This is a genomic window from Alteromonas sp. K632G (genome assembly GCF_017653625.1).
GTDB lineage: Bacteria > Pseudomonadota > Gammaproteobacteria > Enterobacterales > Alteromonadaceae > Alteromonas > Alteromonas naphthalenivorans.
Window position 1 is genome coordinate 41,349 of the sequence record NZ_JAGGDM010000008.1, and the last position, 26,934, is coordinate 68,282.

A 26,934-nucleotide genomic window follows, 5' to 3' on the forward strand; every position below is an offset into this window, starting at 1 on the left:
AGGCGTAATGTTACGCTTCGTCGAAACCCAGTTGCAGCATAATGTAATCTTTAATGCGATTAAACATGCTGCCTTCTTTCACTTCTTGTAAAGTGACAAGGGGGTAGCTGGCTACATCTTCGCCTTCAAGTTGAAGGAAAAGTGTGCCTACAACTTGGCCTTTAGCCAGTGGCGCTTCTAGTTTTTTGTCTAGTTCAAAATTGGCTTCCAAGTTAGCCGCTTGGCCGCGTGGAATGGTAATGGGGGTAGATTGGTTAATACCAAGGTCTACGGTTTCTCTATCGCCCATATAAATGCGGTGTGCAACAAAACTGTCGCCAGCTTGGTATGGGGTTAGCGTTTCATAAAAACGGAAACCATATTTAAGCAGCTTCTTGTTTTCTACTTTACGGGCTCTTTCACTGTCGGTACCCATGACCACAGAAATCAAGCGCATGTCGCCTTGAGAGGCTGAAGTAATAAGGCTGTATCCAGCATCTGACGTATGACCCGTTTTAATACCGTCAACGTTTAAGCTTTTGTCCCATAACAGGCTGTTACGGTTATATTGCTTGATGCCGTTAAACGTGAATTCTTTTTCGCTGTAAATTTTGTACATTTCAGGGGTTTCAGCAATAAGTGCGCGAGACACTATCGACATATCACGAGGTGTCGTGTAATGGTCAGGATCGTGAAGCCCATGTGCATTTACAAAATGCGAGCCAGTCATACCAAGTGCTTGGGCGTGGGCGTTCATCATGCTAGCAAATGCCGCTTGTGAGCCAGCTACGTGCTCGGCCATGGCAACACAGGCATCGTTACCTGATTGCACTACAATACCGCGTAATAAATCGCTTACCGATACTTGCGTACCCACTTCGATAAACATCTTTGATGAATCTGGGAATTTTTTGGCCCATGCATTTTCAGAAATGGTTACTTCGTCAGAAAGGCTAATGTTACCAGCTTGCAGTTCTTTACCAATCACATAAATGGTCATGATTTTAGTCAAGCTGGCTGGTGCCAATTGCATATCTGCGTTTTTCGACGCGATAACGTGTCCGGTTTCAAAGTCGGTTAAAAGAAAGCCTCCCGCTGCTACTGATGGAGCCGGTGGGGTAACCACTGCTGCATTTGCTGACAGCGCTAGTGCACTGAAAAGCATAAAAGCGAAGGAGAGAAAAGACGGTTTAGCGCGTTGAATTATTCTGAGCATGATTTTATTTTCTTTGACCGTTTATTATCCGTTTAAAACTGAACAGCAGGCACGCTACACAGTTAATACTACTACTTGGTTTAGAATTCTAACGTAAGGCGCATAGTTCGACTAGGGTTAAACCGAAAAGTTTAGCTGTTAATGGAGATTAGGCTACGAAACAACGAAAAAGCACCATAAATGACAGATTTGAAACGCGTTTCGCCACATTATTGCCATAGTTGTGACGGTTTTTTGAGCGAGTCGTTAGAGGGTTTGTTTTATCTTATAAGCTTGGGGGTAGCCGTTTTGTTTTAACTGCTCTAACAATTCGTGAGCAAGCGCTTCATCTTCAATCGGACCAAGTTGAAGTTTATATACATTGCCTACTACAGGCATGTGTGTTGGCACCTGATAAAGCGCAGAAAGTACATTTGAAATAGACTCTGCTTTCTTCTGATTTGATAGTGCTGCCACCTGAATAAAATAACCGTCCAGAGAGATTGAGGTTTGCTGAAGACTATCGCTTTGCGCTGAGGTGCTCTCGGCGACCTCAGATGATGGTGTCACTGGTGATGTTGATGCTAGTGCTGAGGGAAGGGGAGCAATACCAATGTATTCGTCGTAACTAACGGTCGGGTTAATACCAACTGTTACATTGTTTTCGGGGTCGAAGTGAATGACTTCAATTTTTACCTTTGCCGTACCTTTGTTGTGATAACCCAACTTTACCGCCGCAGCGTACGACAAATCGATGATACGGTTATCGTGAAAAGGGCCACGATCATTCACTCGCACAATCGCTTGTTTATCGTTGTCTAAATTAGTCACGCGCACGTAAGAAGGAAGCGGTAAGGTTTTGTGGGCAGCCGACATAGCAAACATATTGTAGGTTTCACCATTTGACGTTAAATGGCCATGAAACTTCTGACCATACCAACTGGCGTAACCTACTTCTTCAAACCCTTTACCTGATGTAAGCGGTGTATAATGTTTGCCTAGCACCTTGTAAGGGCGGCTGTTAAACATTCTATATGCTTCATATTTAGGAACGGCATCCAAAGTCTCAGGCACTTTCGCTACATGATTCGGGGCAGTGTCTTGATGCTGAGTATAGCGTCCACTAGGCGCTGACTTACACGCGGCGAGTATAAATGAAGCAAGCAGTATTAACAGTAGTGTGCGCATGTTATCGAGACATTAATCGTTTTTGAGTGGCAATAGACATTAGCATGCCAAAGCCTGCCATTAATGTCACCATAGAAGTGCCTCCATAACTGACTAAAGGCAGTGGCACTCCTACCACAGGCAGTAATCCAGATACCATCCCCATGTTTACAAACACGTAAACGAAGAAGGTTAACGTAATACTGCCTGCCAGTAACTTAGAGTAGGCGTCTTGAGCTCGACTCGCAATAATAAGCCCACGTAAAATAACGCAAAGGTAAATAATCAGCAGAACAATAACCCCAGTAAGGCCAAATTCTTCACTGAAAACCGAAAAAATAAAGTCGGTGTGTCGTTCAGGTAAAAATTCTAATTGTGATTGGGTACCTTGCAACCAGCCTTTTCCATCTACACCACCTGAACCTATCGCAATTTTCGACTGAATAATATGGTAACCCGAACCGAGTGGATCGCTCTCTGGGTTTAAAAACGTCAACACCCGTTGCTTTTGATATTCCGCCATCAAAAAGAACCACATAATAGGCGCGAAACCACCGAGTAACAGCGCAACAAATCCGATAAGCCGCCAACTCATACCGGCGAGGAATATCGCGAAGATGCCGGAGCTGGCAATAAGCAGCGATGTCCCTAAATCGGGTTGTTTAGCAATAAGTACCGTTGGGATAGCCACCATTAGAAAGCCAACCACAATATTCATGGTGCGAGGAGGTAGCGTAAACTTGCTAATATACCAGGCGACCATCATAGGCACCGCGAGCTTCATTAACTCTGACGGTTGAAAGCGAATAAACTTTAAGTCGAGCCAACGCTGAGCGCCTTTACCCATGTCGCCAAATAACAATACCGCGATAAGCATTAGCAGCCCGGCAATATAAGCGTAAGTCGACAGGCGACGAAATGCGCCTGGGGGAATTTGTGCGATACCAAACATGACCGCTATACTCAGCGCTAGGCGCGTAACTTGACGTTCTACTTGACCGCTGTCTTGTCCTGATGCTGAATACAGCGTTACTAGTCCCACTGACATAAGCACTAAAAGGCTTAAAAACAGCCAACCATCAATATGAATACGCTGTAAAAAACTGGTTTTATTTGGGTTGAGCGTGTTCTTTTTCATTATTCGTCAACCTTGCTAATTTCGGTGTCGAAAACCCGATCACGAAAATAGAAATCCATGATTTTCTTGGCCACAGGAGCGGCATTTTTACTACCGCCACCGGCGTTCTCAAGCACGACGGTTACTGAAATTTCTGGGTTTTCAAAGGGGGCAAAGCCTACATACATGGCATTGTCTCGCAAACGCTCATCTATTTTTTCAGCATCGTATTTTTCATCTTGCCCCACGGAAAATAGCTGTGCAGTACCGGTTTTGCCCGCAGACTGATAGGAGGCGTCAGCAAACGTATGGCGAGCACCACCTTCTTTACCATGCACTACGTCGTGCATCGCATTCAGTACAATATCGACATTATGCTGGTTTTTAATCTCGATAGGTCGAAGGGTTTTAAGTGGAATAATTTCTACCGAGCTATCTTCATGCATAAACCCGCGAATAATTTGCGGAATTATACGTTCGCCACGATTAACCAATGTGTTCACTGATTGCGATAACTGAATAGGGGTGGTAGACCAGAATCCTTGACCAATACCGACAGGAATGGTGTCACCGATATACCAAGGCTGGTTGAATCGTGCACGCTTCCAGCCTCTGCTAGGCATATTCGCATCAGATTCTTCGTATAAATCGATACCGGTAAAATCACCAAATCCAAATTCGTACATGGCTTCACTGATTTTATCTATCCCCAACTTATAAGCTAAATCGTAGTAATAAATGTCGCAGGAGACTTCTATTGCTTTTGCGATATCTACCTCGCCGTGGCCCCACTTTCGCCAGTCCCGCCATGTATGCGATACGTTGGGTAACTGATAGCGACCATTATCTTGAATCGTATACTCTTCGGTGACTATCCCCTCTTCAAGTCCAATTAAGCCAAGGTGAGGTTTAATGGTAGATGCAGGTGGATACTGGCCTTGAGTGGCGCGGTTTATTAGGGGGCGATCGGGGGAATTTAACAGGGCAGAGTAATTCTTTCTGCTGATACCGTGAACAAACAAGTTCGGGTCGTAACTGGGGTTTGAAAATAACGCCAATACCCCTCCCGTTTTTACATCACTCACGATCACCGCGCCGCGCTGACCTTCCAGTGCTTGCTGGGTGGCAATTTGTAGGGAAAGGTCGATGTTTAATACAATGTCTTTACCGGGCACGGGTGGGTCGACGTTTAACACACGAATTATCCGGCCCTGGTTATTCACTTCCACTTGTTGGTAACCCACTGAACCGTGCAATAGCTCTTCGTGGTATTTCTCTACCCCCAATTTGCCGATGTCGTGGGTGGCAGCATAGTCATCTTCTTGCCCTGCTTCTACCAGCTTTTGGAGGTCTTTCTTATTAATACGCGCCACATAACCTAATACATGGGTAAGGGCTTCTTTATAAGGGTAATGACGAGCTAGTCGCGCTTCAATTTGTACCCCGGGGTACAAATGTTTGCTGGCAGAAAATAATGCAACATCCTCTTCGGATAATTTAGTCCGCAGGGCAATAGGTTTAAAACGTCGTTGGCCTTTTAAGCTGCCATTAAAGCTTTCACGTTCTTCTGGGGTAATGCCCATCAATTGGGTTAAGCCATCTAAGGTGGCGTCTAAATCGTTAGTTTGCTCAGGTGTGATCTCTAAGCTAAATACAGGGCGGTTTTCCGCAAGCAATATGCCGTTTCTGTCATAAATTAACCCACGGTTTGGCGCAACAGGTAATACCTTAATGCGATTCCCGTTTGAGCGAGTTTGGTAAACGTCGTGTTGTTCAACTTGCAGGGAATAAAGGTTATTCAGCACCACGCCTAGCATCATAACAACAATAATAAAGGCGATAGACGCACGTCTGGCAAATAAGTTTGCTTCAGCCGAGTGGTCTCGAATTGCTTGGCGCTTGCGATGCATAAAAGGCTATTCTCTCACTCGCGATGATACGGGTGGTTCTGAGTAACAGACCAAGCGCGGTATAGACTTTCAGAAAGAATAATTCTTACAAGCGGATGAGGAAGCGTAAGTGCAGACAGTGACCATTTTTGTTCAGACACGGCAATACATTCAGGTGCTAAACCTTCAGGTCCGCCAATCAAAAGACTGACATCACGGCCATCCATTTTCCAATTATCTAACTGTTTAGCTAATGTGGGGGTGTCCCAAGGCTTACCAGTGACTTCTAATGTCACTACGCGGTTACCTTTAGGAATAGCGGCGAGCATTTGTTCGCCTTCTTTTTCTAAAATGCGTTTAATATCAGCATTTTTGCCGCGTTTACCAGCGGGAATTTCGGTGAAACTCACCGGTAAATCGGCGGGGAAACGGCGAAGGAATTCATCTACCCCAGTGGTGACCCAGGCGGGCATTTTTGTACCTACGGCGACAATTTGTATACGCACAGTGGGTAAATCCTTTAGAACATCAAACTACCAACAAAGTTAACCGCAGCCCTTTTTATAAGTCTGCGGTTGGCTTTGTTATGACCACAGCTTCTCTAACTGATAGAAATCGCGGGTTTCGTCTTGCATTACGTGCAAAATAACGTCGCCAAAATCTACTAATACCCATTCGCCAGTTTCTTTGCCTTCCACGCTTGTTGGTGCTTCGTCTGCGCTTTTAGCTTCTACTATTACATTCTCAGCAATAGCAACAACATGGCGCTTAGAGTTACCAGAGCAAATAATCATGGTGTCGGTAATGGTTGATTTGCCACGAACATCCAGTTCTATAATATCGCGGCCTTTCATGTCGTCTACTTTATCTTTTACGAACTGCTTGAGTTGTTGACTCTCCAAGTGTTTCCTCACTTATTTGATAATTCTTGGTATAACCGATGTGTATAAATATAGTCTGAGACTGCCTGAGGCAGCCACTTTGCTATTAATGTCGTGGCTTGAAACTTTGCGTCATGCAATGCTGTTTCGTTCATATATGTTTCTTGCAATGTCGATGATGCATCCGTTTGAACGGCGCTGCGCAATTGCGTTGATGAAACAGGGTGTAATGGGGTATCTGCAAGAAATACTAAGCCATTAGGCTGAGCATGTAGTTGCAGAACGTCCTCTGTTTTGTTGGCTTTTAACCACTCAACCAAGTCATCAGGTGGTGTAAATGTATCGCTGTCGCGACGCATTACCACTAGGTGACAGAAATCAAGCAAACGCTCCCACTCAAACCAAGACTTAAGATTATACAGGGAATCGGCGCCAATGAAAAAACAGATTGTCTTATTGTCTCTTTCTTTTAATGCCCGAAGGGTTTTTACCGTGTAAGAAGGTGAAGGTAACGAGAGTTCGATTAGCTCGGGGTACAAGCGTTTATCTTGCTCACAACACAGCTTCACCATGTTGACCCGGTGTTCTTCGCTAACGGCCACTGATTTGTGCGGCGGTAATTTACAAGGCATTAAACCGAGGGCGTCGATATTCAGCGCAGACAATAAATGGAGCGCAGGTGATACATGACCTAAATGGGGCGGGTTAAACGTCCCCCCTAAAATGGCGCGAATAGCCAAAATGTTAGGCTTCCATCAAAGGAAGGTGAAAAATACCCATCGCCATAAACATCATGCATAAGTGGCAAAGCTTCACGAAGGGGCGAGAAATAACGTTTTGTTTAAACGCTAAATCAGCTTGGGTGAGGGCATCCTGAATTTGTAGCAGCTGTTCTATGCTAAGGCGATTTAACGCACTTTGATAGAAGCCCTGCCTGTTGCGCCAAATACCAAACTTTTGCCATTGAATGGCTTCACCATTAGCGGTAGCACTTTTCAATTTCCATAAGACTTCCCATTCACGAATCAGGGCCCAAATAATAATATTTGGCTCTAAGCCTTCACTTTCTAATCGGTAAAGCATTTTCACGCAGCGATTGGCATCGCCGCTTAGCATGACATCTACTAACTGAAACACGTTGTAGCGAGATTGATCTACCATCGCCCGTTCAATCTGTGCTTCAGACACGGACTGTTGAGGGTAAAGTAGGGCAAGCTTATCTATTTCTTGTTTTGCTGCTAGTAAATTACCTTCGCAAAAATCGGCAATCATTTTCATTCCAGCTGCATTAATAGTCAGCTGATGTTGTTTTACTTGATTGCTGATCCATGCACTAAGTTGCCTGCCTTCTAAAGGGTAGCAGAGTACAGAAACGCCCATGTCATCGAGTACTTTGAACCACTTCCCACGCTGTACGTCTTTGCCAATTTTAGGACCATGCACTAGAAGAAGAGTATCTTGAGTTAACCCTTTAGCCACTTCTTGCAGCATTTTGCTGCCTTCTGCGCCGGGTTTTCCTGTAGGAAGTTCTAATTCAATAAACTGTTGGTTTGAAAACAACGACATGCTTTGGGTTGCTTCAAGCAGCTGATTCCATGAAAAGCCAGTGTCGGCCACAAGCACTGTGCGCTCATCAAAACCGTTGGCTTTTGCCGTGGTGCGGATTTGCTCTATCACCTCAAACTTCTGCTGAGGCTCATCACCAAACACCAAGTAACAGGATGCTAATCCTTTACCTATCTCACTGGAAAATTGGTTTGGGTAGACTTGCATGCTTAATTAATCAGCTTAGCAGCAGAGGCTTGGCTTGAAAGCCTACGGATAATAATGTCCGCTGCCTCGGCACGCATTTCATCGAGTACTAATTCGAGTTCTCTTGATTTCGCCAATACTTGATCGGGATCATCTTGATAATCACGCATTACATCGAAGGTAGCCATAATGGCTTCCTCGTCAGGGAATTGAACCCGATAACGCACGGTATAAATCAGTTCGTATTCAGCAACTTGACCCGAAGCGTAAACCGAAAGCAGTCTGCGCTCTAATTTTTCAGGCAGTAAATACAAAGATACGCCGTCGTTAGACGACGTACTATCTTGTTGGTAGACGCCATTTAACCCGTACACAGTAAGGCGGTTGTGAAGCGCTCTTGCAAGAGGTGCATGAGCGCGAGCACTGGTGATAAGCACTGATTTTACATTTTCAGGAAGGCTAGGGGCACTTCTTAAATGAAATCCACAACCGCCAAGTGCAAAAAGTGCACTCAATACCACTGTGTAACGAAGTAAACGGCGCATATTAGTTAGCCACTATGTTGACAAGTTTTCCTGGTACCACAATAACTTTACGTATTGTTTTACCTTCAATAAACGGTTGCACGTTATCTTGTGCTTTGGCCGCTTCTTCAATGGCGTCTTTGCTGGCATCAGCAGCTACGGTCATCTTAGCGCGAACCTTACCGTTAACTTGCACGATAATAAGCTTTTCGTCTTCAACCAAGGCTGCTTTATCGGCGACAGGCCAAGGGGCATGATCGATATCGCTTGTCTGGCCCAATACTTTCCACAATTCATGAGAAATGTGAGGGGTAATAGGGTTAAGTAGCAAGACTAATGACTCTGCAGCTTCACGCATAATGGCAATATCTTGCGCATCTTCTTGTGGTGCTTTTTGAAGATGGTTCAATAACTCCATAATAGCGGCGATAGCGGTATTGAACGTTTGGCGACGACCTAAGTCATCAGAGACTTTTTCAATAGTCTTGTGCACTTCGCGGCGTAATGCTTGTTGGTTCTTATTCAGCGCTTTTGCGTTAAGGGCAACAGGCGTACCTTTTTCAACGTGCTCGGTTACCAGCTTCCAAATACGACGTAAGAAACGGTTAGCACCTTCTACGCCCGAATCTACCCACTCTAGTGTTTGCTCAGGAGGCGCAGCGAACATCGTAAATAAACGCACCGTATCGGCACCATATAGGTCGATAACTTCTTGTGGATCAATACCGTTGTTTTTCGACTTCGACATTTTAGTCATGCCGCCATGAATAACCGGTTCACCATCGGCGGTTAGCCATGCTTTTACAATACGGCCTTTCTCGTCTTTTTCGGTAGACACTTCAGTGGGTGAGTACCAAGTTTTCTTGCCAGCATCATCTTCGCGGTAGTAAGAATCTGCTAGCACCATGCCCTGACACAACAAACGCTTAAACGGTTCATCAGAATTTACCAAGCCTTCATCACGCAATAGTTTGTGGAAGAAGCGAGAGTATAATAAGTGCAGGATGGCATGTTCGATACCACCGATATACTGATCGACAGGCAGCCAGTAGTTCGATGAAGTAGGGTCAAGCATTGCATCGTGATTTGTAGCGCTTGCATAGCGAGCGTAGTACCACGACGATTCCATAAAGGTATCGAAGGTGTCAGTTTCGCGAAGTGCAGGTTCACCGTTGTAGGTGGTTTTCGCCCATTCAGGATCGGCTTTAATCGGCGATGTAACACCGTTCATTTCCACATCTTCAGGAAGTACTACCGGCAATTCGCTTTCTGGGACAGGAACCGATTCACCATTTTCCAAGTTAAGCATGGGAATAGGTGAACCCCAGTAACGCTGACGGCTTACACCCCAATCTCGTAAACGGTAGTTTACTTTGCGTTTACCAAAGCCTTTTTCTTCCAGTGCGGTTGCGATGTTATTAAACGCATCGTCAAACGCTAGGCCATCGAATTTTTCAGAATTTATTAAGGTGCCTTTTTCGGTATACGCAGAGACGGTTAAATCACATTCTTCTTTTGCATCTGCATTTGGCGCGATAACTTGCTTAATGGTTAAGCCATATTTGGTCGCAAATTCCCAATCACGTTGATCGTGACCTGGTACAGCCATTACTGCGCCTGAACCGTAATCCATCAATACAAAGTTCGCCACCCAAACAGGTAACAATTCACCCGTTAAAGGATGTACTGCTTGAATGCCCGTATCACAGCCTTTTTTCTCCATGGTAGCCAATTCTGCTTCGGCTACTTTGGTATTTTTGCACTCGTCAATAAAGGTAGCAAGTTCAGCATTCGTCTTTGCTGCAAATTCAGCTAATGGATGCTGAGCAGCGACTGCCACGTAGGTTACGCCGTAGAATGTATCAGGGCGAGTGGTGTAAACGGTTAAATCGTTTATGTCGCTGCCGTTTTTACCTAAGTTAAAGGTAATGTCTACCCCTTCAGAGCGACCAATCCAGTTCGCCTGCATGGCGCGCACTTGATCAGGCCATTCTTCAAGCTGTTCTAAGTCAGCCAACAACTCTTCGGCGTAGTCGGTAATTTTAATGAACCATTGTGGAATCTCTTTTTGTTCCACTAATGCGCCAGAGCGCCAACCGCGACCGTCAATAACTTGTTCATTAGCCAAAACGGTTTGGTCTACCGGATCCCAGTTAACGGTTGAGTTCTTTTTATAAACCAAGCCTTTTTCGTAAAGACGAGTGAAGAACCATTGTTCCCAGCGGTAGTAGTCTGGCTTACAGGTTGTTACTTCGCGATCCCAGTCGTAACCAAAACCCAAAGAGCGAAGCTGAGTTTTCATGTAATCAATATTGGAATAGGTCCAATTGGCAGGCGCAGTATTATTATTAATCGCGGCGTTTTCTGCTGGAAGACCGAAAGCATCCCAACCCATTGGTTGGAGAACGTTTTTACCCTGCATGCGCTGATAACGGCTAATAACATCACCAATGGTGTAGTTACGCACGTGACCCATATGCAAGCGACCACTTGGGTAAGGGAACATAGAGAGGCAGTAGAACTTCTCTTTTTCTACATCATCATTTGCTTGAAATGAGTTGTTTTCTTCCCAGTATTGCTGAACACGTTGTTCTATATCTTTCGGGTTGTACTGATTTTCGGCCATGAAACTTAGGCTTCCGCATTATTAGAGTTAAAACGTTCATGAAACCTGCTCCCCCAAATTTCATCGTGGGGTGTGAGTCGTCGTTGGACAGAATCACAATATTGCAGGTTTAACTTGCATGTAGCCGCATAGAATAACCCAGCGCTACACTTAGCCTCAATAGCTAGTGCTAGGTTAGCACGACTTTTTTGTGACTACTTGTTGAAAAAGTAAGCGTATTGGCAAAGGTTTCACTTGATAGCGGTTTCGTACATAAAAATTAATAGCCGCGATTGTTCGTTAATTCATCGATTAGAGGCCCGAAACAGTGCTTTACGGCATAAGGGTTTGACACACTACTTAAATAGGGTTTCACTTACCCTAAAGCCCAATAAATAGAACACTATGCCAGGCGAAAGCACCACTATGGCCCTAGATCCAGTTGACCTAACCCCAACCATCAATCGAAAAGCAGTGAATGCTGCCTTAAAAGACGATGAAGCCCTAAATGCCACATTTATAGGGCAGGAGCGCGCGCGAGAAGCGTTAACCTTCGGTCTTGGCATTAACGCGAAAGGTTATAACCTTTATGTGATGGGTGAACCGGCTACGGGTCGCTTTACCTTGGTAAAAGATTACATTGAACGCCAAGTAGCCGTGCTGCCTGCACCAGATGATTGGTGTTATATCAATAACTTTGATGAAGAGCGCGAGCCAGTTGCTCTTCGTTTTCCGCCTGGTGGCGGCAAAGCATTTCAAAAAGACATCACTAGTTTAATTGATGATGTGCTAGATACCTTTCCGGTGGCATTTGATAACCCGGGTTATCAGCGCCGTAGAACCAGCATTTCTCGTGAGTTCGATCAAAAATATGATAGCGCCATTGATGCGGTAGAACGTTTTGCAAAAGCTAATGAAGTGGCAATGAGCGAAGATGGAGGCACTATCACGTTTTCACCTATTGTTGATGGTAAACCCATTAGCGATGCTGAATTTGCGACCGCTAGCGACGAAAAGCGCCAATTCTTTTATAACTTGATAGACGAGCTAGAAAATAGACTAAGTGAAAGTTTATTAAGTTTGCCTTCGTGGAAACGTGAAAATTCAGAGCGCTTGCGTGAGCTAGATAAGCAAACTGCCGAGCAAGGCATTAAGCCACTTTTAAAGGTACTAGAGCACAAATACGCGTCAGATTTAGGCATTTTAAAATACTTAAAGCAGCTTAAAACTGCACTTGTGAATGCTATTTTACTTATTTTGGCTGAAGAGCAAAAAGACGAAAAAAGTGATGAATTCGATAAACGCTTATTCTTAGAAGAGCAATTTCTGCCTAATGTATTGGTTGCGAATCGTCTAGATGACTCCGCGCCAGTAATCTATGAGCCAAACCCAACGTATCAAAACCTGTTCGGGAAAATTGAATACACTAATATTCATGGCAGTGTTTACACTAATTACCGAATGATTCGCCCTGGCGCATTACATCGTGCCAATGGCGGTTATTTGCTGCTTGATGTCGACCAGTTAATAGAACAGCCCTATGTGTGGGATACCCTTAAGCTGGCGGCGAAATCGGGTAGTTTGAAAATGGATTTACCCCAGCAAGATGTCGGTATGGTAAATGCGATTACCCTAAACCCTCAACCTATCGATTTGAACGTAAAGATAGTGCTGCTAGGGTCGCGAGAATTGTATTACACCTTGCAAGATTACGATGATGAATTTGATGAGCTGTTTCGTGTGCTGGTCGATTTCGATTTAGAAATTCAGGTGACTCGACAAGCTTTGTTCGATTTTGTGGGCAAAGTGCGCAAACACATTTTAGCGCTTAACTTAACCGGTATTACCGCCAATGCTATGTGCCGCTTAGTCGAATATTCATTGCGCATGGCTGAACACCAAGAAAAGCTTTCAGCACATTTTGCTGAAGTGATTGAGTTGGTGAATGAAGCCCATTATTTTTGCGTAAAGTCAGGTAGTGAAACCCTAGAGCTTGACCATTTGCGCACCGCACTTAGTGCTAAAAAACGCAGAACCGGGCGAGTAAGCCAAACTCTACTTAATGATATTAAAGAAGGGCATGTACTTATTGCTACCGATGGCAAAGCCATAGGTAAAGTGAATGGACTTACGGTGCTAGATATTGGTGACACTGCTTTTGGTACGCCTGCGCGCATTACCTCTACGGTATTTGCTGGCGCAAGTGGCGTGGTTGATATTGAACGTGAAGTAGAGCTAGGCCAACCGATTCACTCAAAAGGCGTGATGCTATTAACAGGGTATTTAGGTTATAAATACGCTCAGCACTTCCCGCTAACCTTGTCGGCTAATATTGCGTTGGAGCAGTCGTACGGGCACATCGATGGTGATAGTGCGTCATTAGGAGAATTGGTGGCGTTAATTTCTGCGTTAACCGAAATTCCATGCGTACAAACCCTCGCTATTACAGGCTCAATTAACCAGTATGGCGAAGTGCAAGCGGTGGGTGGGGTGAATGAAAAAATTGAAGGCTTCTTCGACTTATGTCAGCACCGCGGCTTAACGGGTACACAAGGTGTGGTCATTCCTAAATCGAATGCAATCAACTTGGTATTAGATGCCACTGTCATTGATGCGGTGAAAAAAGGCTTGTTCCACATTCATACTGTAGAAACGGTAGATGATGCCTTGACCGTATTGATGGGGCAAGATGCCGGTACATTAAGTAGCCGAGGTCGTTACCCCAAAAACACCATTAACTATCATGCAGTGAATCGTTTATACAATATTGCACTCATGGTTAACGGTGGCGACGGCGAATAAGCGCTTTCATTCGCCGGTCGCTCAATGCTGCACCCGTTCAGGCTGCTCGGTCTTTGCATAAGAAAATTCGAGCATCAATTTGATGCTCTTTGTTGATATAGCAATACAGCCAATTATTTTGGCGGCATTCTTAAGCCGCCGTCTAAGCGAATAGTCTCACCATTTAAATAGTTATTTTCGGCAATATGCAGCACCAATTTACCGAACTCTTCAGGCAAACCTAAGCGTTTAGGAAATTGAACGTTACTAGAAAGAGCGTCTTGTACTTTCTCTGGCATGGCAAGCAGCATAGGTGTTCCCATTACCCCTGGCGCGATAGTGTTAACCCGAATACCTAGCGGGGCAAGATCTCTCGCCATAGGTAGGGTCAGCGCAATAATGCCGCCTTTGCTTGCTGCGTAAGCGGTTTGTCCTATTTGCCCTTCATAGCCTGCTACAGAGGCTGTATTAATGATAACGCCTCGCTCGCCTTCCTCATTCAATGCGGCTTGTTCCGCCATGGCTGCCGCCACAAGACGCGCCACATTAAAGCTACCTACTAAATTAATATCAATCGTGTTTTGAAAGTCACCTAAGGGGGCTGGATTACCATCTCGGTCCAGTAAACGCTTTGCAGGGGCAATACCGGCGCAGTTTACGCACAGAGAAAGCGTGGAAAAACGAGAAAGGCATTTATCTATCGCATGGGTAATGTCGTCTTCGCTTCTTACGTCAACCTTAACAAACAAGGTATGTTCAGCACCGAGTTCTTCTACACGTTGCTTACCCATGTCTTCATTTAAATCGAGCAAACACACATTGGCACCAGCAGCACGAAGGGCAATGGCAGTAGCATGACCAAGACCGGAGCACCCACCAGTAACTATGGCAGTTCGGTTTTCAAGTGACTTTTGTTGCAAATAGGGAGTTTTAAGCGAGTCGGGAATAGGCTTGGTTTCTGTCATAGGGCTTCCGTGTAGATTCCGTATTATTGTTTGTTAATTTATGTACACAACGACATTATCATGTTTGTTAACATAATATTAACGGCAATACGGTACGAAAACTATGGTGCCAGCAAAAACCGGCACCACGGCATGACTTATTTTGGCAACTGAATTTTACGCTCTTCACTCGGACGGTAAAGAATAAGCGTGTGACCAATTACTTGTAGCTTTTCTGATTTCGTTTCGCGAACAATCGCATCCATGATGAGCGATTTTTCTTCACGATCATCAGTGGGAACTTTAACTTTAATCAGTTCATGGAAATTTAATGCGTTGTCGATTTCCGCAACAACACCCTCAGTAAGGCCGTTTGAACCTAGCTGTACGATAGGCTTTAGCGGGTGCGCTAGGCCTTTTAAAAATTGTTTCTGTTTATTTGAAAGTTTCATGTAGTCAATTTTCTTACAATTAATCTATAAATTTAAGCTTGAATTAACGTATTCTAACGCCATCTTCTCTACAATCCTAATGACAATGTATTGGAATGACAAAAAAGAAGCACTCTGCCAGCAGTAAACGCTGGTTAACAGAACATTTTAACGACCATTATGTGCAAAAAGCGCAGAAGCAGGGTAAGCGATCGCGTGCCTTCTTCAAATTGGAAGAAATTCAGCAAAAAGACAAACTTATCAGCAAAGGTAACACAGTAGTGGACCTTGGGGCTGCGCCAGGAGGCTGGTCACAACTCGCTTCTGAACTGGTAGGAGACAACGGGCAAGTTATCGCATGCGATATTTTACCGATGGATTCTATTGTTGGCGTTGATTTTTTGCAGGGTGACTTCAGAGATGAAGCTGTTTTAAATGCGTTATTGAACAGAATTGGCGGGAACACCGTAGATATAGTGTTGTCTGATATGGCACCGAACTTGTCTGGAAATGCAGCGGTAGATCAAGCTGGCTCGATGTACTTGTGTGAATTGGCGCTGGATATGTGTCATCAAGTACTGAAACCAGGTGGAGGTTTTATGATTAAAGTCTTCCAAGGAGAAGGCTTTGATACCTTTCTACGTGCATTACGTGACTCGTTCACAACCATAAAAACACGTAAGCCCGATTCATCACGATCACGGTCTCGTGAGGTGTATTTGGTGGCTCTTGGGTACAAAGTGTAGTACGCTTTGAGTAAGCGATTTTCGTTGCGAAAGTTTATGTGTGTAAGGGAAGCACTCGTGGTTTTATCTTTCACAAGTATATTCTTTCGGATTTTTAGAGGTTAGTAGCATTGAGCGATATGGCAAAAAATTTAATCTTATGGTTGGTTATCGCCGTTGTGTTGATGTCTGTATTTCAGAGCTTTTCACCTGGTGAATCGTCGAAAACACAGACCGATTACACAACTTTTTTAAGAGAAGCTGAGCAGGGTAACATCCGTGAAGTTCGCATTGATAATAGCGGCGAAATTCGTGGTACCCGACGTTCAGGCGAAACATTTCAAACGTACGTACCGTATTTTGATGACAAGTTAGTATCTGACTTGGTTAAAAACGATGTGCGCGTTTACGGTGAGCCGCCAGAAGAACAATCATTTCTCACATCTATTTTCATTTCTTGGTTCCCAATGCTTCTGCTTATTGGTGTATGGATTTTCTTCATGCGTCAAATGCAAGGTGGCGGTGGTCGCGGCGCTATGTCTTTCGGCAAAAGCAAAGCTCGCCTTTTAGGTGAAGACCAAATTAAAACCACATTTGCTGATGTTGCAGGTTGTGACGAAGCAAAAGAAGATGTGACTGAACTGGTAGACTTCTTACGCGACCCATCTAAGTTCCAAAAATTAGGCGGTAAAATTCCTAAAGGCGTCCTGATGGTTGGTCCTCCTGGAACGGGTAAAACCTTGCTTGCAAAAGCAATTGCTGGTGAAGCCAAAGTACCGTTCTTTACCATTTCAGGTTCAGATTTCGTGGAAATGTTTGTGGGGGTTGGTGCATCGCGTGTTCGTGACATGTTCGAGCAAGCGAAAAAAGCAGCGCCTTGTATCATTTTCATCGATGAAATTGATGCGGTAGGTCGTCAGCGTGGCGCAGGTTTAGGTGGTGGTCATGATGAACGTGAACAAACGCTAAACCAGATGCTTGTTGAGATGGATGGTTTTGAAGGTCATGAAGGCATTATTGTTATTGCCGCGACTAACCGTCCTGATGTGTTAGACCCTGCATTGTTACGTCCAGGTCGTTTTGACCGTCAAGTGGTTGTTGGTTTACCTGACATCCGTGGTCGTGAACAGATTCTTAAAGTTCATATGCGCAAAGTACCTGTGTCCGATAACGTTGAACCAAGTGTTATTGCTCGTGGTACGCCAGGTTTCTCTGGTGCTGACTTAGCTAACTTGGTTAACGAAGCTGCTTTATTCGCTGCACGTGGTAATAAACGTCTAGTGGCGATGGAAGAGTTTGAGAAAGCGAAAGATAAGATCATGATGGGCTCTGAGCGTAAGTCTATGGTGATGACTGAGGAAGAAAAGACCAACACGGCTTACCACGAAGCAGGGCATGCAATTGTTGGTCGCTTGGTTCCAGAACACGATCCTGTTTACAAGGTTTCTATTATTCCTCGTGGTCGTGCGCTGGGTGTCACTATGTATCTTCCAGAACAAGACAAGTACAGCCACAGTAAACAGCATTTAGAAAGTATGATTTCTAGTTTGTATGGTGGACGTATTGCTGAAGAAATGACCCTTGGCGAAGCAGGCGTAACTACTGGCGCTTCAAACGATATTGAGCGCGCCTCTGATATTGCGCGAAAAATGGTGACGCAATGGGGCTTGTCAAGCAAGATGGGGCCATTGCTTTACGCAGAAGAAGAAGGCGAGGTGTTCTTAGGTCGTTCTTCATCTGGTTCAATCAGGATGTCAAACCAAACTGCTTTAGCAATTGATGAAGAAGTTAAAGACATCATTAATCGCAACTACGCACGAGCTGAAAAGATCCTAAAAGATAACGCGGATATTCTGGAAGCCATGAAAGATGCGTTAATGAAGTACGAGACTATCGACGCGAAGCAAGTTGATGATTTGATGGAACGTCGCGAGGTTCGTCCTCCTGCAGATTGGGACGACCGTCGTCCTTCTGATGGTGACAAGCCAAGCGGCGGTAAACCTACTCGCGAAGGCGAAATTACTAACGATGGTGTTGAAAAGCCGTCTGTTGGTAAACCAGGTGACTTACCTAGCTAGAAATTGATATAAAGTTAATAAAACGCCAGTATTTCTGGCGTTTTTTATTTGTGCAGTGATAATTTTTTTAATGATCGATACCACGCCGAGTTGGCTGATTGATTTTAAGAGTAAGTAAATGCAGTTTTCTTCCCACACACTAGATTTATCCCGCCCACAGGTGATGGGTATTTTAAATGTCACACCCGACTCCTTTTCTGACGGTGGCAAACACGCGCTTCTTGAGAATGCGGTAAGACATGCTGAAAAGATGCTAGCTCAAGGTGCTACGTTAATAGATGTTGGCGGTGAGTCGACTCGACCAGGTGCTGCAGCCGTTTCACTAGATGAAGAACTAGACCGTGTTATTCCGGTAATTGAAGCGTTGCGTGCCAATACCGATTGCATTATTTCAGTAGATACCAGTAAAGCTGAGGTCATGACGCAAGCGGTTAACGCTGGAGCAGGGCTAATTAATGATGTAAGAGCTTTGCAAGAACCCGGTGCACTATCGGCAGCGGCAAATGCCAATGTGCCAGTGTGTTTAATGCATATGCAAGGCCAGCCTAAAGATATGCAGCAGCAGCCTCATTACAAAGACGTGGTCGCTGACGTTGAACAATTTTTATTAGCAAGAGCATCAGATTGCATTGCAGCTGGCATTAAAAAAGAGCAAATTTTGTTCGACCCAGGCTATGGATTTGGTAAAACCCTGGAACATAATTACGCATTAGTAAAACACCTCCCAAGCATAATAGCGCTGGGCTATCCTGTGCTAGTAGGTATGTCACGTAAATCAATGATTGGCAATTTGTTAAATAGAAATGTAGATGAACGCTTGGCGGGAAGTATTACCCTCGCTACAATTGCAGCACAGCAAGGTGCGCATATTATTCGCGTTCACGATGTACAAGAAACAGCGGACGCAGTTAACATTGTTAATATGCTAACAACAATAGAATAAGGAACCTTCATGGGGCAGCGCAAATATTTCGGCACTGATGGCATACGCGGTAAAGTGGGCGAAAGTAATATTAATCCCGAATTTGTTATTAAGCTTGGTTGGGCAGCAGGGAAAGTACTTGCCGGACGAGGCACCAATAAAGTACTTATTGGCAAAGACACTCGTATATCTGGCTACATGCTAGAGTCTTCATTAGAAGCAGGCTTATCAGCAGCGGGTATTGATAGTGGGTTACTAGGCCCCATGCCCACGCCTGCTATCGCTTACTTAACGAAAACATTCCGCTCTGAAGCCGGTATTGTGATTAGTGCTTCACATAATCCTTATTACGATAATGGAATTAAGTTCTTCTCAGCAGACGGATTCAAGCTAGACGATGATATTGAGCTGGCGATAGAAGACATGCTTGATAAACCAATGACATGCGTTGCTTCGGATAAGTTGGGAAAGGCGACCAGAATTAACGATGCTGCTGGCCGTTATATAGAATTTTGTAAAGGTAGCTTCCCGTCTGATTTATCTCTTACCGGTTTAAAAATAGTCGTAGATTGCGCCCACGGTGCTACTTACCACATTGCGCCTAATGTACTGCGTGAACTTGGCGCTACGGTTGTTGAAATAGGTACCGCGCCAAATGGTTTAAATATCAATGAAGGTGTTGGCGCCACATCGATGGACGCGATAGTTGAGAAAGTAAAAGAAACGAACGCGCATCTTGGGTTTGCCTTAGATGGTGACGGCGACCGTATTATGATGGTTGATCATTTAGGCAATGTGATAGATGGCGACCAAATTGTTTATATGATTGCCCGCGATGCACTTAAAAATGGTCGTATGCAAGGCGGTGTCGTAGGCACCTTAATGAGTAACCTTGGATTAGAAATCGCCTTTAGTAAGTTAGGTGTTCCTTTTGCACGAAGCAAAGTAGGGGATCGCTATGTAATGGAAATGCTTCAGCAAAAAGGCTGGGCAATTGGTGGCGAGAACTCGGGTCATATTTTGAATTTAGCAACGTCTTCTACCGGTGACGGCATTATTGCTGGCTTACAAGTTCTTGCTGCAATGTTACGCTCAGACTTAGATTTACATGATTTAAGTAGTGGCTTTGATATGTATCCTCAGTGCTTAGTCAACGTGCGTTATCAAGATGCTAGTCAAGATTATCTAGCCCACGCTGATGTGCAAGGCGCTAAACAGGAAGCAGAGGCAGCATTAGGTAAGAAAGGCCGCGTACTACTACGTAAAAGCGGAACTGAACCTCTTATTCGCGTTATGGTAGAGTCTGATAATGAAGGGCATTCTTCCAAGTGGGCAGAGCATATTGCTGAAACTGTTCGTAAAGTCGCCAATTAGTTGGCAGAACTGGAAATTTCGCGTTTTATACTTGTATATTTTTACTGGAATCGTTAATATCACGCCCGCTTTAAGACAGGGCTAAGGTCTGCATTGTGAATAACAATAAAAGAAAGCCGCTGGTAGCGGGCAATTGGAAAATGAACGGTAATCGTTCTCTCGTCACTACGTTCAACGATGCATTTGAGAATAATGCGCTTGAAAATGTTGATGTAGTTATTTGTCCTCCTGCTTTATATCTTTCAGCATTTTCTACTCAAGCTTTTGCGCTGGGTGGACAGGATGTTAGTAATCTTGATAATGGCGCTCACACGGGTGACCTTTCTGCTGACATGCTGTGTGAACTTGGTTGTAAGTACGCCATAGTTGGGCACTCAGAGAGAAGAGACGACCACGGTGAAAGTAATAGCTTAGTGGCCGAAAAAGCAAAGAAATCAATTGCGAGTGGATTAACCCCAATTATTTGTGTGGGTGAGTCGCTTGATATTAGAGAAAGTGGTCAGGTTGAGTCTTTCATTGGCGAACAACTTGATGCATTAGTTGACGGTTTAACCGTTGAAGAGCTTTCTAAATCGGTACTTGCTTACGAGCCTGTTTGGGCCATAGGTACTGGAAAGACTGCTTCACCTGAACAAGCGCAAGATGTACATGAATTTATTCGTGGATACTTTGCAAAAGTAGACGCAGAGCTTGCTCAAGGGTTACGAATTTTATATGGCGGCAGTGTTAAAGCAGATAATGCTAAAACATTGTTTGCACAACAAGACGTAGATGGTGGCCTCATTGGTGGCGCCAGCTTAAAGACAGAAGATTTTATTTCAATTTGCCAAGCGGCAAACTGACGAGGTAATTATGGTTTACGAAGTGCTACTGGTAGCATATTTAATTGTTGCATTGCTGTTGATTGGTTTTGTTCTTATTCAACAGGGTAAAGGTGCAGATATGGGCGCTTCTTTTGGTAGCGGCGGCTCAAACACGGTTTTCGGTTCAGGTGGTTCTGGTAACTTCATGACTCGCACTACCGCTATTCTTGCTGGTTTGTTTTTCTTCATCAGCCTTACCTTAGGCGCGATGACAGCAAACCGCGAAAGTGCAGAAGACGAGTGGGATAATTTAGAAGTACCAGCGGCTGTTGAAGCACCAATACAAGCGCCAGCTGATATGGACGTTCCTGTTATGGATTCGCCTGCAGAAGATGCAGCAACGGAGAATGACATTCCAATGGGTGACGCTTCTAATGCTGAAGTCACCGAAGGTGATGTACCTAAGGCTAACGCTGACGATTCAGACGTACCTAACTAAGATTTTTGCGGAAGTGGTGGAATTGGTAGACACGCCATCTTGAGGGGGTGGTGAGCATAGCTCGTGCGGGTTCAAGTCCCGCTTTCCGCACCAACTTTAAAAACCGGCTTTTAGCCGGTTTTTTTGTTTCTAATTTTTTTCATAAAATGAAGAATTACGCCAACCTCGCGACTATTAGTATTGTGGTAATTGGGCTATGCTACTAACTCAATTAGAAAAAGTGAATGTACGTATTATGTATAGATCGGCGCGCTGGGAGCGGTAAGTTGCAAATATCACTTCGACAAAGTCTTTTTAGAACGCTTCTTGGCGGGATTTTTATAGCCTCACTCCTGATTGTTGCAGGGGTGTGGAAGTCAGCCAACAACCTGGTCAAACAAAATATTAGTCAAGATATTGCTGTTACTGAAAAGGTGCTGCATAGGCTAATTGAAGATCGCCAAGCCATCATTAAAAGCGTCTCTAACGTACTCCTTCGTTCTTACGATTTTCGACAAGCAGTGGGGACTTCAGACTTACCCTCTATTCAAACTGCATTAGAAAGTTATGCTTCGCGCATTAATTCCGATGTGATCGCATTAGTGAATTTAGATCACACCATAGTTGCATCTCATAGTGCTTTGTTTAAACCGGGTGAAACCTTAAATGCCAGCACCGCTTTGGTTGCAAAAGGCTACGAAAACGGTTTTTTCCTTATTGATGACTCATTAATTCAGTTAAACCTCTATAAAGTAGAAATTCCGACATTACGTTATTACATGATCATTGGTGTGGAGTTTGATGAAGCATTGTTGCAAGAACTAAAAAATCTTGTTGATGCTGAAATTATCATCACCGATATGAGTGACAATACGCCTATTTCATCAACGCTCTCGCCAGAGCAAGTAGGATCAGTATTAACAAGTGACCCCACGCCTTCTTGGGTCGATGTAACTTTCAAGCAGAAAAACACCTACATAAGCCGTGAAGTTAGCTTGGTGTCGATGTCAGAACTTCCGGTACGCATTACTATAGCTGTAGATGTCTCAGAGGCCTATCAGGCGTTTACCAATATCCAACTAAGTATTTTGGTGTTAACCCTAATTGCAGTTTTGGTGGCGTTGGGGTTCTCAATGCTACTGGCTAGAAATGTGAGTAGTTCTGTTTCTAATCTTGTGGAAGCCGTTAACCGCGTAGCTGGAGGAGAATATGGCGCTACACTAAATGAACCCGCTAAACTTCGAGAAATTAGTGAGCTGGCTTCGGCAGTGGATAGCATGCAAGAGAGCATTCAGCACCGAGAAAATCACATTCGGTATCAAGCGCAACATGATGTGCTAACCGGTTTGTTTAATCGAAATTACGTGGAAGGGTATTTTGATGGAAAAATGTCTGAAAACGTAACCTTGCAGGTTGTTGCTATTACGATTATTGGCTTTAGAACCACTAACGACCTTTATGGGTATTCCAACGGTGACAACACGCTCAAGGCACTCGCTACGCGCTTGCTTCGCTGGCCTGGCACGTCTGCACGTTTAGCGGGGGGAGAAATTCTCTATATTACCGATACGGCGTTAGACGAAAACCAAATAGAAACACTGAAATACATTTTAGAGCAGCCCGTCGAAAGTAACTTAATTTCGATCCCAGTTAAGGTAGCGATGGCCGTGGTGTCTTGTCCTCAGGATGCTACCAACTCAGAAGAGCTATTTCGTAAAGTTAATATTGTTACAGACGAAGCTATTCATTCTAATGCATGGTGTGTTCACTATCGGCCCGAACTTGAGGCTAAGTACGTTAGGCGTTTGACCATTACTACCGAGCTTAAGCGGGCGCTTTCTAGCAATCAAAGCGAGCTTTCAATGGTGTATCAACCTAAAATTGATCTCAGCACGATGAAAGTATGCAGCATGGAAGCGCTAATAAGGTGGAACAACGAAACACTTGGCTTCGTACCACCAGATGAGTTTATTACTATTGCTGAACAGGCAGGCCTAATTGAACAAGTCACGACATGGGTTATGCAACGAACCATTGCTGATTTGTCGTACTTTAGGCAGAAAGGTTATGGCTTTACGGTTGCAATGAATTTATCCACTCAAGATATTCAAAATAAACCGTTACTCGATAAATTGGTTTCTATACTTACCGACGCAGCACTTTCTCCAGATGCCCTAGAGCTAGAAATCACAGAGAGTGATTTGGTGGCCGATGCGTCGCTTGCTATTGAAAACTTAAACGCGTTGACGAGCAGGGGGTTTCACTTTGCCATTGACGACTTTGGCACTGGTTACTCTTCGCTTGCCTATTTGAAGAACCTGCCTGTCGATACAATTAAAATTGATAAAAGCTTCATATTGTCGTTAGCGACCGATGATAACGATAAACAAATAGTGCATACCGTGCTGGGATTAGCCACTGCTTTCGACTTAAAAGTGGTCGCAGAAGGGGTAGAAGACGAGATGTCGCTCAATATTTTGAAAGAATGGGGCTGTGATATTGCGCAAGGTTACTTCATTAGCCGACCATTAGCGAAGGATGCGCTAGAAGAGTGGTTAGAAAATTCACCTTTAGGCGAATAGACGGGAACCGGTAAATTCCTTATTGTTGGCAGTATATATGCATTATAAAAATAAAGCCTGCTCAAAACCGTAAGATATTGCCGTTTGAGTGGGTAAACTGTGAAATTACTTCAAAAACAAGGATATTATTATGGACATTATTCGCATTATACTTTCAATTTTACTGCCTCCTCTAGGTGTGTTCTTACAAGTTGGTATTGGCGCTCAGTTTTGGATAAACATCCTTCTAACATTGTTTGGCTATTTCCCTGGTGTTATCCACGCCGTGTACATTATTGCTAAACGATAGTTAATTTTACTAAGTTTTAGTAAACCAAGTACTAAAAGAAAGGCCAGTCTATGACTGGCTTTTTTGTATCAGTAAGATTTATGTAAAACGCACGCCTAGTGAGGCGCGAGTTCTTTTGCCATTTCTTCTTGGTAAGCGTCGGCAAGTTTATTCTTTTGAGAATCGTTAAGAAGTCGGCCAGCAACTTGAAAAAATTCTTGCTCTTCGTCAGCAAGGTGATGCTCAACTTTTTCTTGGAGAGATTTTAAGTGACGTAGCCACCCGGGTGAGTCCATTTTGGTATCATCCAATTTTTCGATAAGCTCATCAATCTCGTGATGCTCTGCAATACCATGGCGGGTTAAATCTACCGCTTCATCTTTTTTAAGCAGCGGAGAATAAAAATGACGTTCCTCAGCCACTGCATGACTTTCAAGCTGATCCTTCAACTCTTGGTAGTATTCACGGCGAGCAGCGGTGTCTCCGCTGGTCTCAGCGAGTATTTTAAGTAACAATCGTTGCTTCTCATGATCTTGGCGTAGTGCTTCAAAAATTTTCATCGGTAATCCCTCAACTAGTTGTACTGAATATGTGGCGTTAAAAGCACCTTAACTAATGCCAGAAGTGTTCCACTATATTGAGTTCACTAAGTCATTGTAAATGCAGCTTTTAGCGGTTATTTATTATTTCAATACATAAGGAACCGCTTAAATAATGCATTTCTTACATAGGGTTTACAGTAATCTTTACCTAACGCTATTGCGCTATGGATTAACTATTATTTTGCGTGTGGTCGATGCCAGTTAATACTCGTAAACTTGCAGGGTGTGTAGTGATACTAATTTCACTTGCACTGAAAATCTCACCATCGACCGCATAAGATACTTCTTCGTCAAAATAAAGAGATATCGATGGGGTTTGTTTGTGCCTAATACTGTCTGAGCTGGTTTTATATTCTTCAGGCCCAAAGACTAGCTCTGCCAAAGAGAGTAATTGTCGGTCGGATGAATCTTGTGGGGTTAGCCAGGTGATATCTAATTTACCATCAGTCACATCGGGTAAATTTCCGCCTTGCGCAAGTGCAGTGGTAATTGGCGCGGCATTAGCGATGACTAAGCTTGGCGTTTCCAAGTGCTGAGATTCTTCATTATCAAATTTCACCTGAAAACTAAGGTTGTCATTTTTTCCTATGGCTTCCCACAGTCCCTTAAGGTAGGCAAACTGTCCGCCTGAGTCTTTCTCACCTCGTCCCGCGGCAGATATCATATGTTCTTCAAAGCCCACTGCAGCAACCAGCAACATCATTCGGCCATTACACCGGGCAGTATCGATATCTGCCGTTTTACCGTCAATAATGACGTCACACGCGGTACTAATAGGAACAATTTTACTGGCATAACCATGGAGTACCTGACAAAGGGCATTGGCCGTACCTAGGGGAATAACCCCTAAAGTGACATTCTTATCGGTAAGGGCATTGGCCACCTCCGTAATGGTACCGTCGCCACCACAAGCTACGATAATTTGTGCCCCATCGGCTAAGGCTTCTTTAGCCAAGACTTCACCGTTTATTTCTTCGGTTGTTTCTTTAACGGTAACTTTGAATTTTTCGTTTAGTCTTGCCAGAATATCCGCTTTTTCAACTTCCCATTTACCTCCGCCGGCAACAGGGTTGGCAATAAGGGTAAGACGCTTAGTTAATGACAAGCTTCCGCCATTCTTTATTTTTTCAAGTGCTGCTAACTGATGTTTATTTAGCCTGGCTGTCGAACGAACCGATTGAATTTTATCCATTGCATCTAGAATGGATAGGGAAGGATCCCTGGCCAGTAGGTAGGCGGCTAGCACTAATACAGATCGGCCTCTACCCAGTGCACAATGCACAACTACATTCTTACCTTCAACGAGTTGTTGATCTAACCAGTTAATCGCAAGGGTTAGTTGTTCTTGAGTGGGGCTGGTATGGTCAAGAACAGGGATGTTCAAATAATCAAAATCTAATTGATAGGCGGTCCAGTCTAAGCCATCGAATTCGGCAGTAACGTCTAAAATAGCGTTAATATTGTTGTTTTTCAGCATAACAACATGCTGTGAAGACATGCGACAACCTAAATAAAGTTGATCATCAATTTTTTGAAAAGGGGGAACCTTGTCGGTACGTCTTGCATACTCATTGTATAACCAGCTCCCCATTAAGAATGGAACGAAGACCCACCGAATATAAATAGGGATCGAACCATCTTCACGTTTTCTGAACAATGCAGGATAGTTAAGCAAGTAGGCGCTACTAACTGCAATCAGTGAGAAACTGATCCAAGCAAAGATGACAGAGAGCCATAGTGTTGGGCTAAACCACGTTAGCACTAATGCTAAAATTGCGCCGAGTACATAATATTTAACCATCTTCATACTGTTCACATTTCCTTTGTTCAAACATTC

23 protein-coding genes and 1 tRNA gene are annotated in these 26,934 nt (G+C 44.1%); 10 read left to right on the plus strand and 14 right to left on the minus strand.

All coding sequences use genetic code 11. The features are described from left to right. Positions 1–10: 10 nt before the first annotated feature. From J5X92_RS09510 to leuS, 10 genes are all read right to left on the minus strand, one after another. The gene (locus J5X92_RS09510) at positions 11–1,195 is read right to left on the minus strand and encodes a D-alanyl-D-alanine carboxypeptidase family protein (RefSeq protein WP_172602865.1); all 1,185 of its coding nucleotides are present in this window, start codon (positions 1,193–1,195) and stop codon (positions 11–13) included. A gap of 246 nt (positions 1,196–1,441) precedes the next feature. Beyond that, complete coding sequence (locus J5X92_RS09515) at positions 1,442–2,362, minus strand: septal ring lytic transglycosylase RlpA family protein (protein WP_208805588.1); 921 nt, start codon at positions 2,360–2,362, stop codon at positions 1,442–1,444. A 1-nt stretch (position 2,363) separates the two neighbouring features. Next, positions 2,364–3,479 (minus strand): rod shape-determining protein RodA, encoded by a 1,116-nt coding sequence (gene rodA, locus J5X92_RS09520; protein WP_129737976.1) that lies wholly within the window; start codon positions 3,477–3,479, stop codon positions 2,364–2,366. Further along, positions 3,479–5,368, minus strand: a complete 1,890-nt coding sequence (gene mrdA / locus J5X92_RS09525; RefSeq protein WP_013784370.1) for a penicillin-binding protein 2 — start codon at positions 5,366–5,368, stop codon at positions 3,479–3,481. The genes rodA and mrdA overlap by 1 nt, the downstream gene beginning before the upstream one ends. A 14-nt stretch (positions 5,369–5,382) precedes the next feature. Beyond that, on the minus strand, positions 5,383–5,853 hold the full coding sequence (rlmH, locus tag J5X92_RS09530) for a 23S rRNA (pseudouridine(1915)-N(3))-methyltransferase RlmH (RefSeq protein WP_013784369.1): 471 nt from the start codon (positions 5,851–5,853) through the stop codon (positions 5,383–5,385). Positions 5,854–5,931: 78 nt separating this feature from the next. Next, on the minus strand, positions 5,932–6,249 hold the full coding sequence (gene rsfS / locus J5X92_RS09535) for a ribosome silencing factor (protein WP_013784368.1): 318 nt from the start codon (positions 6,247–6,249) through the stop codon (positions 5,932–5,934). Between the two features lie 8 nt (positions 6,250–6,257). Then, positions 6,258–6,968 carry a nicotinate (nicotinamide) nucleotide adenylyltransferase gene (gene nadD, locus J5X92_RS09540; protein ID WP_013784367.1) on the minus strand — a complete coding sequence of 237 codons (711 nt, stop codon included), beginning with the start codon at positions 6,966–6,968 and terminating at the stop codon, positions 6,258–6,260. 4 nt (positions 6,969–6,972) lie between these two features. Beyond that, entirely contained in the window at positions 6,973–8,001 is a 1,029-nt protein-coding gene (holA, locus tag J5X92_RS09545; RefSeq protein WP_041452538.1) for a DNA polymerase III subunit delta, read from the minus strand. Between the two features lie 2 nt (positions 8,002–8,003). Continuing rightward, a complete protein-coding gene (lptE, locus tag J5X92_RS09550) occupies positions 8,004–8,525 on the minus strand; it encodes an LPS assembly lipoprotein LptE (RefSeq protein WP_126872224.1) in 522 nt (173 codons plus the stop codon). A 1-nt stretch (position 8,526) separates the two neighbouring features. Continuing rightward, entirely contained in the window at positions 8,527–11,130 is a 2,604-nt protein-coding gene (gene leuS, locus J5X92_RS09555) for a leucine--tRNA ligase (RefSeq protein ID WP_208805589.1), read from the minus strand. Between the two features lie 405 nt (positions 11,131–11,535). On the opposite strand from leuS, the gene J5X92_RS09560 reads away from it, so the two are divergent. Beyond that, positions 11,536–13,911, plus strand: a complete 2,376-nt coding sequence (locus J5X92_RS09560) for an ATP-binding protein (RefSeq protein WP_244360546.1) — start codon at positions 11,536–11,538, stop codon at positions 13,909–13,911. Between the two features lie 113 nt (positions 13,912–14,024). Here J5X92_RS09560 and J5X92_RS09565 read toward each other — a convergent pair whose 3' ends face one another. Then, positions 14,025–14,855 (minus strand): SDR family NAD(P)-dependent oxidoreductase, encoded by an 831-nt coding sequence (locus J5X92_RS09565; protein WP_208805591.1) that lies wholly within the window; start codon positions 14,853–14,855, stop codon positions 14,025–14,027. A gap of 137 nt (positions 14,856–14,992) precedes the next feature. Further along, a complete protein-coding gene (gene yhbY / locus J5X92_RS09570; RefSeq protein WP_013784361.1) occupies positions 14,993–15,286 on the minus strand; it encodes a ribosome assembly RNA-binding protein YhbY in 294 nt (97 codons plus the stop codon). A gap of 95 nt (positions 15,287–15,381) precedes the next feature. On the opposite strand from yhbY, the gene rlmE reads away from it, so the two are divergent. The 9 genes from rlmE to J5X92_RS09615 all read left to right on the plus strand — a co-directional run bounded on the left by rlmE (position 15,382) and on the right by J5X92_RS09615 (position 24,516). Next, complete coding sequence (gene rlmE, locus J5X92_RS09575) at positions 15,382–16,011, plus strand: 23S rRNA (uridine(2552)-2'-O)-methyltransferase RlmE (RefSeq protein WP_208805592.1); 630 nt, start codon at positions 15,382–15,384, stop codon at positions 16,009–16,011. Between the two features lie 110 nt (positions 16,012–16,121). After that, positions 16,122–18,068, plus strand: a complete 1,947-nt coding sequence (ftsH, locus tag J5X92_RS09580; protein WP_208805593.1) for an ATP-dependent zinc metalloprotease FtsH — start codon at positions 16,122–16,124, stop codon at positions 18,066–18,068. Between the two features lie 118 nt (positions 18,069–18,186). Then, positions 18,187–19,011 (plus strand): dihydropteroate synthase, encoded by an 825-nt coding sequence (gene folP / locus J5X92_RS09585; protein WP_126872229.1) that lies wholly within the window; start codon positions 18,187–18,189, stop codon positions 19,009–19,011. Positions 19,012–19,020: 9 nt separating this feature from the next. Then, complete coding sequence (gene glmM, locus J5X92_RS09590) at positions 19,021–20,364, plus strand: phosphoglucosamine mutase (RefSeq protein ID WP_013784357.1); 1,344 nt, start codon at positions 19,021–19,023, stop codon at positions 20,362–20,364. Between the two features lie 95 nt (positions 20,365–20,459). Then, positions 20,460–21,206: a triose-phosphate isomerase gene (gene tpiA, locus J5X92_RS09595; RefSeq protein WP_208805594.1), complete on the plus strand. Its 747-nt coding sequence runs from the start codon at positions 20,460–20,462 to the stop codon at positions 21,204–21,206. A gap of 10 nt (positions 21,207–21,216) precedes the next feature. After that, on the plus strand, positions 21,217–21,666 hold the full coding sequence (gene secG / locus J5X92_RS09600; protein WP_057792211.1) for a preprotein translocase subunit SecG: 450 nt from the start codon (positions 21,217–21,219) through the stop codon (positions 21,664–21,666). A gap of 7 nt (positions 21,667–21,673) precedes the next feature. Beyond that, positions 21,674–21,759, plus strand: a tRNA-Leu gene (locus tag J5X92_RS09605). Between the two features lie 173 nt (positions 21,760–21,932). Next, complete coding sequence (locus J5X92_RS09610) at positions 21,933–24,227, plus strand: GGDEF domain-containing protein (RefSeq protein WP_208805595.1); 2,295 nt, start codon at positions 21,933–21,935, stop codon at positions 24,225–24,227. Positions 24,228–24,357: 130 nt separating this feature from the next. After that, positions 24,358–24,516, plus strand: coding sequence for a YqaE/Pmp3 family membrane protein (locus J5X92_RS09615; RefSeq protein ID WP_013784353.1), 159 nt, complete (start codon positions 24,358–24,360; stop codon positions 24,514–24,516). A 95-nt stretch (positions 24,517–24,611) separates the two neighbouring features. Here J5X92_RS09615 and J5X92_RS09620 read toward each other — a convergent pair whose 3' ends face one another. Together J5X92_RS09620 and J5X92_RS09625 are read right to left on the minus strand one after the other, a co-directional pair. Then, positions 24,612–25,055: a hemerythrin domain-containing protein gene (locus J5X92_RS09620; RefSeq protein ID WP_208805596.1), complete on the minus strand. Its 444-nt coding sequence runs from the start codon at positions 25,053–25,055 to the stop codon at positions 24,612–24,614. A gap of 211 nt (positions 25,056–25,266) precedes the next feature. Beyond that, complete coding sequence (locus J5X92_RS09625; protein ID WP_126872234.1) at positions 25,267–26,904, minus strand: diacylglycerol kinase family protein; 1,638 nt, start codon at positions 26,902–26,904, stop codon at positions 25,267–25,269. Positions 26,905–26,934: the final 30 nt, after the last annotated feature.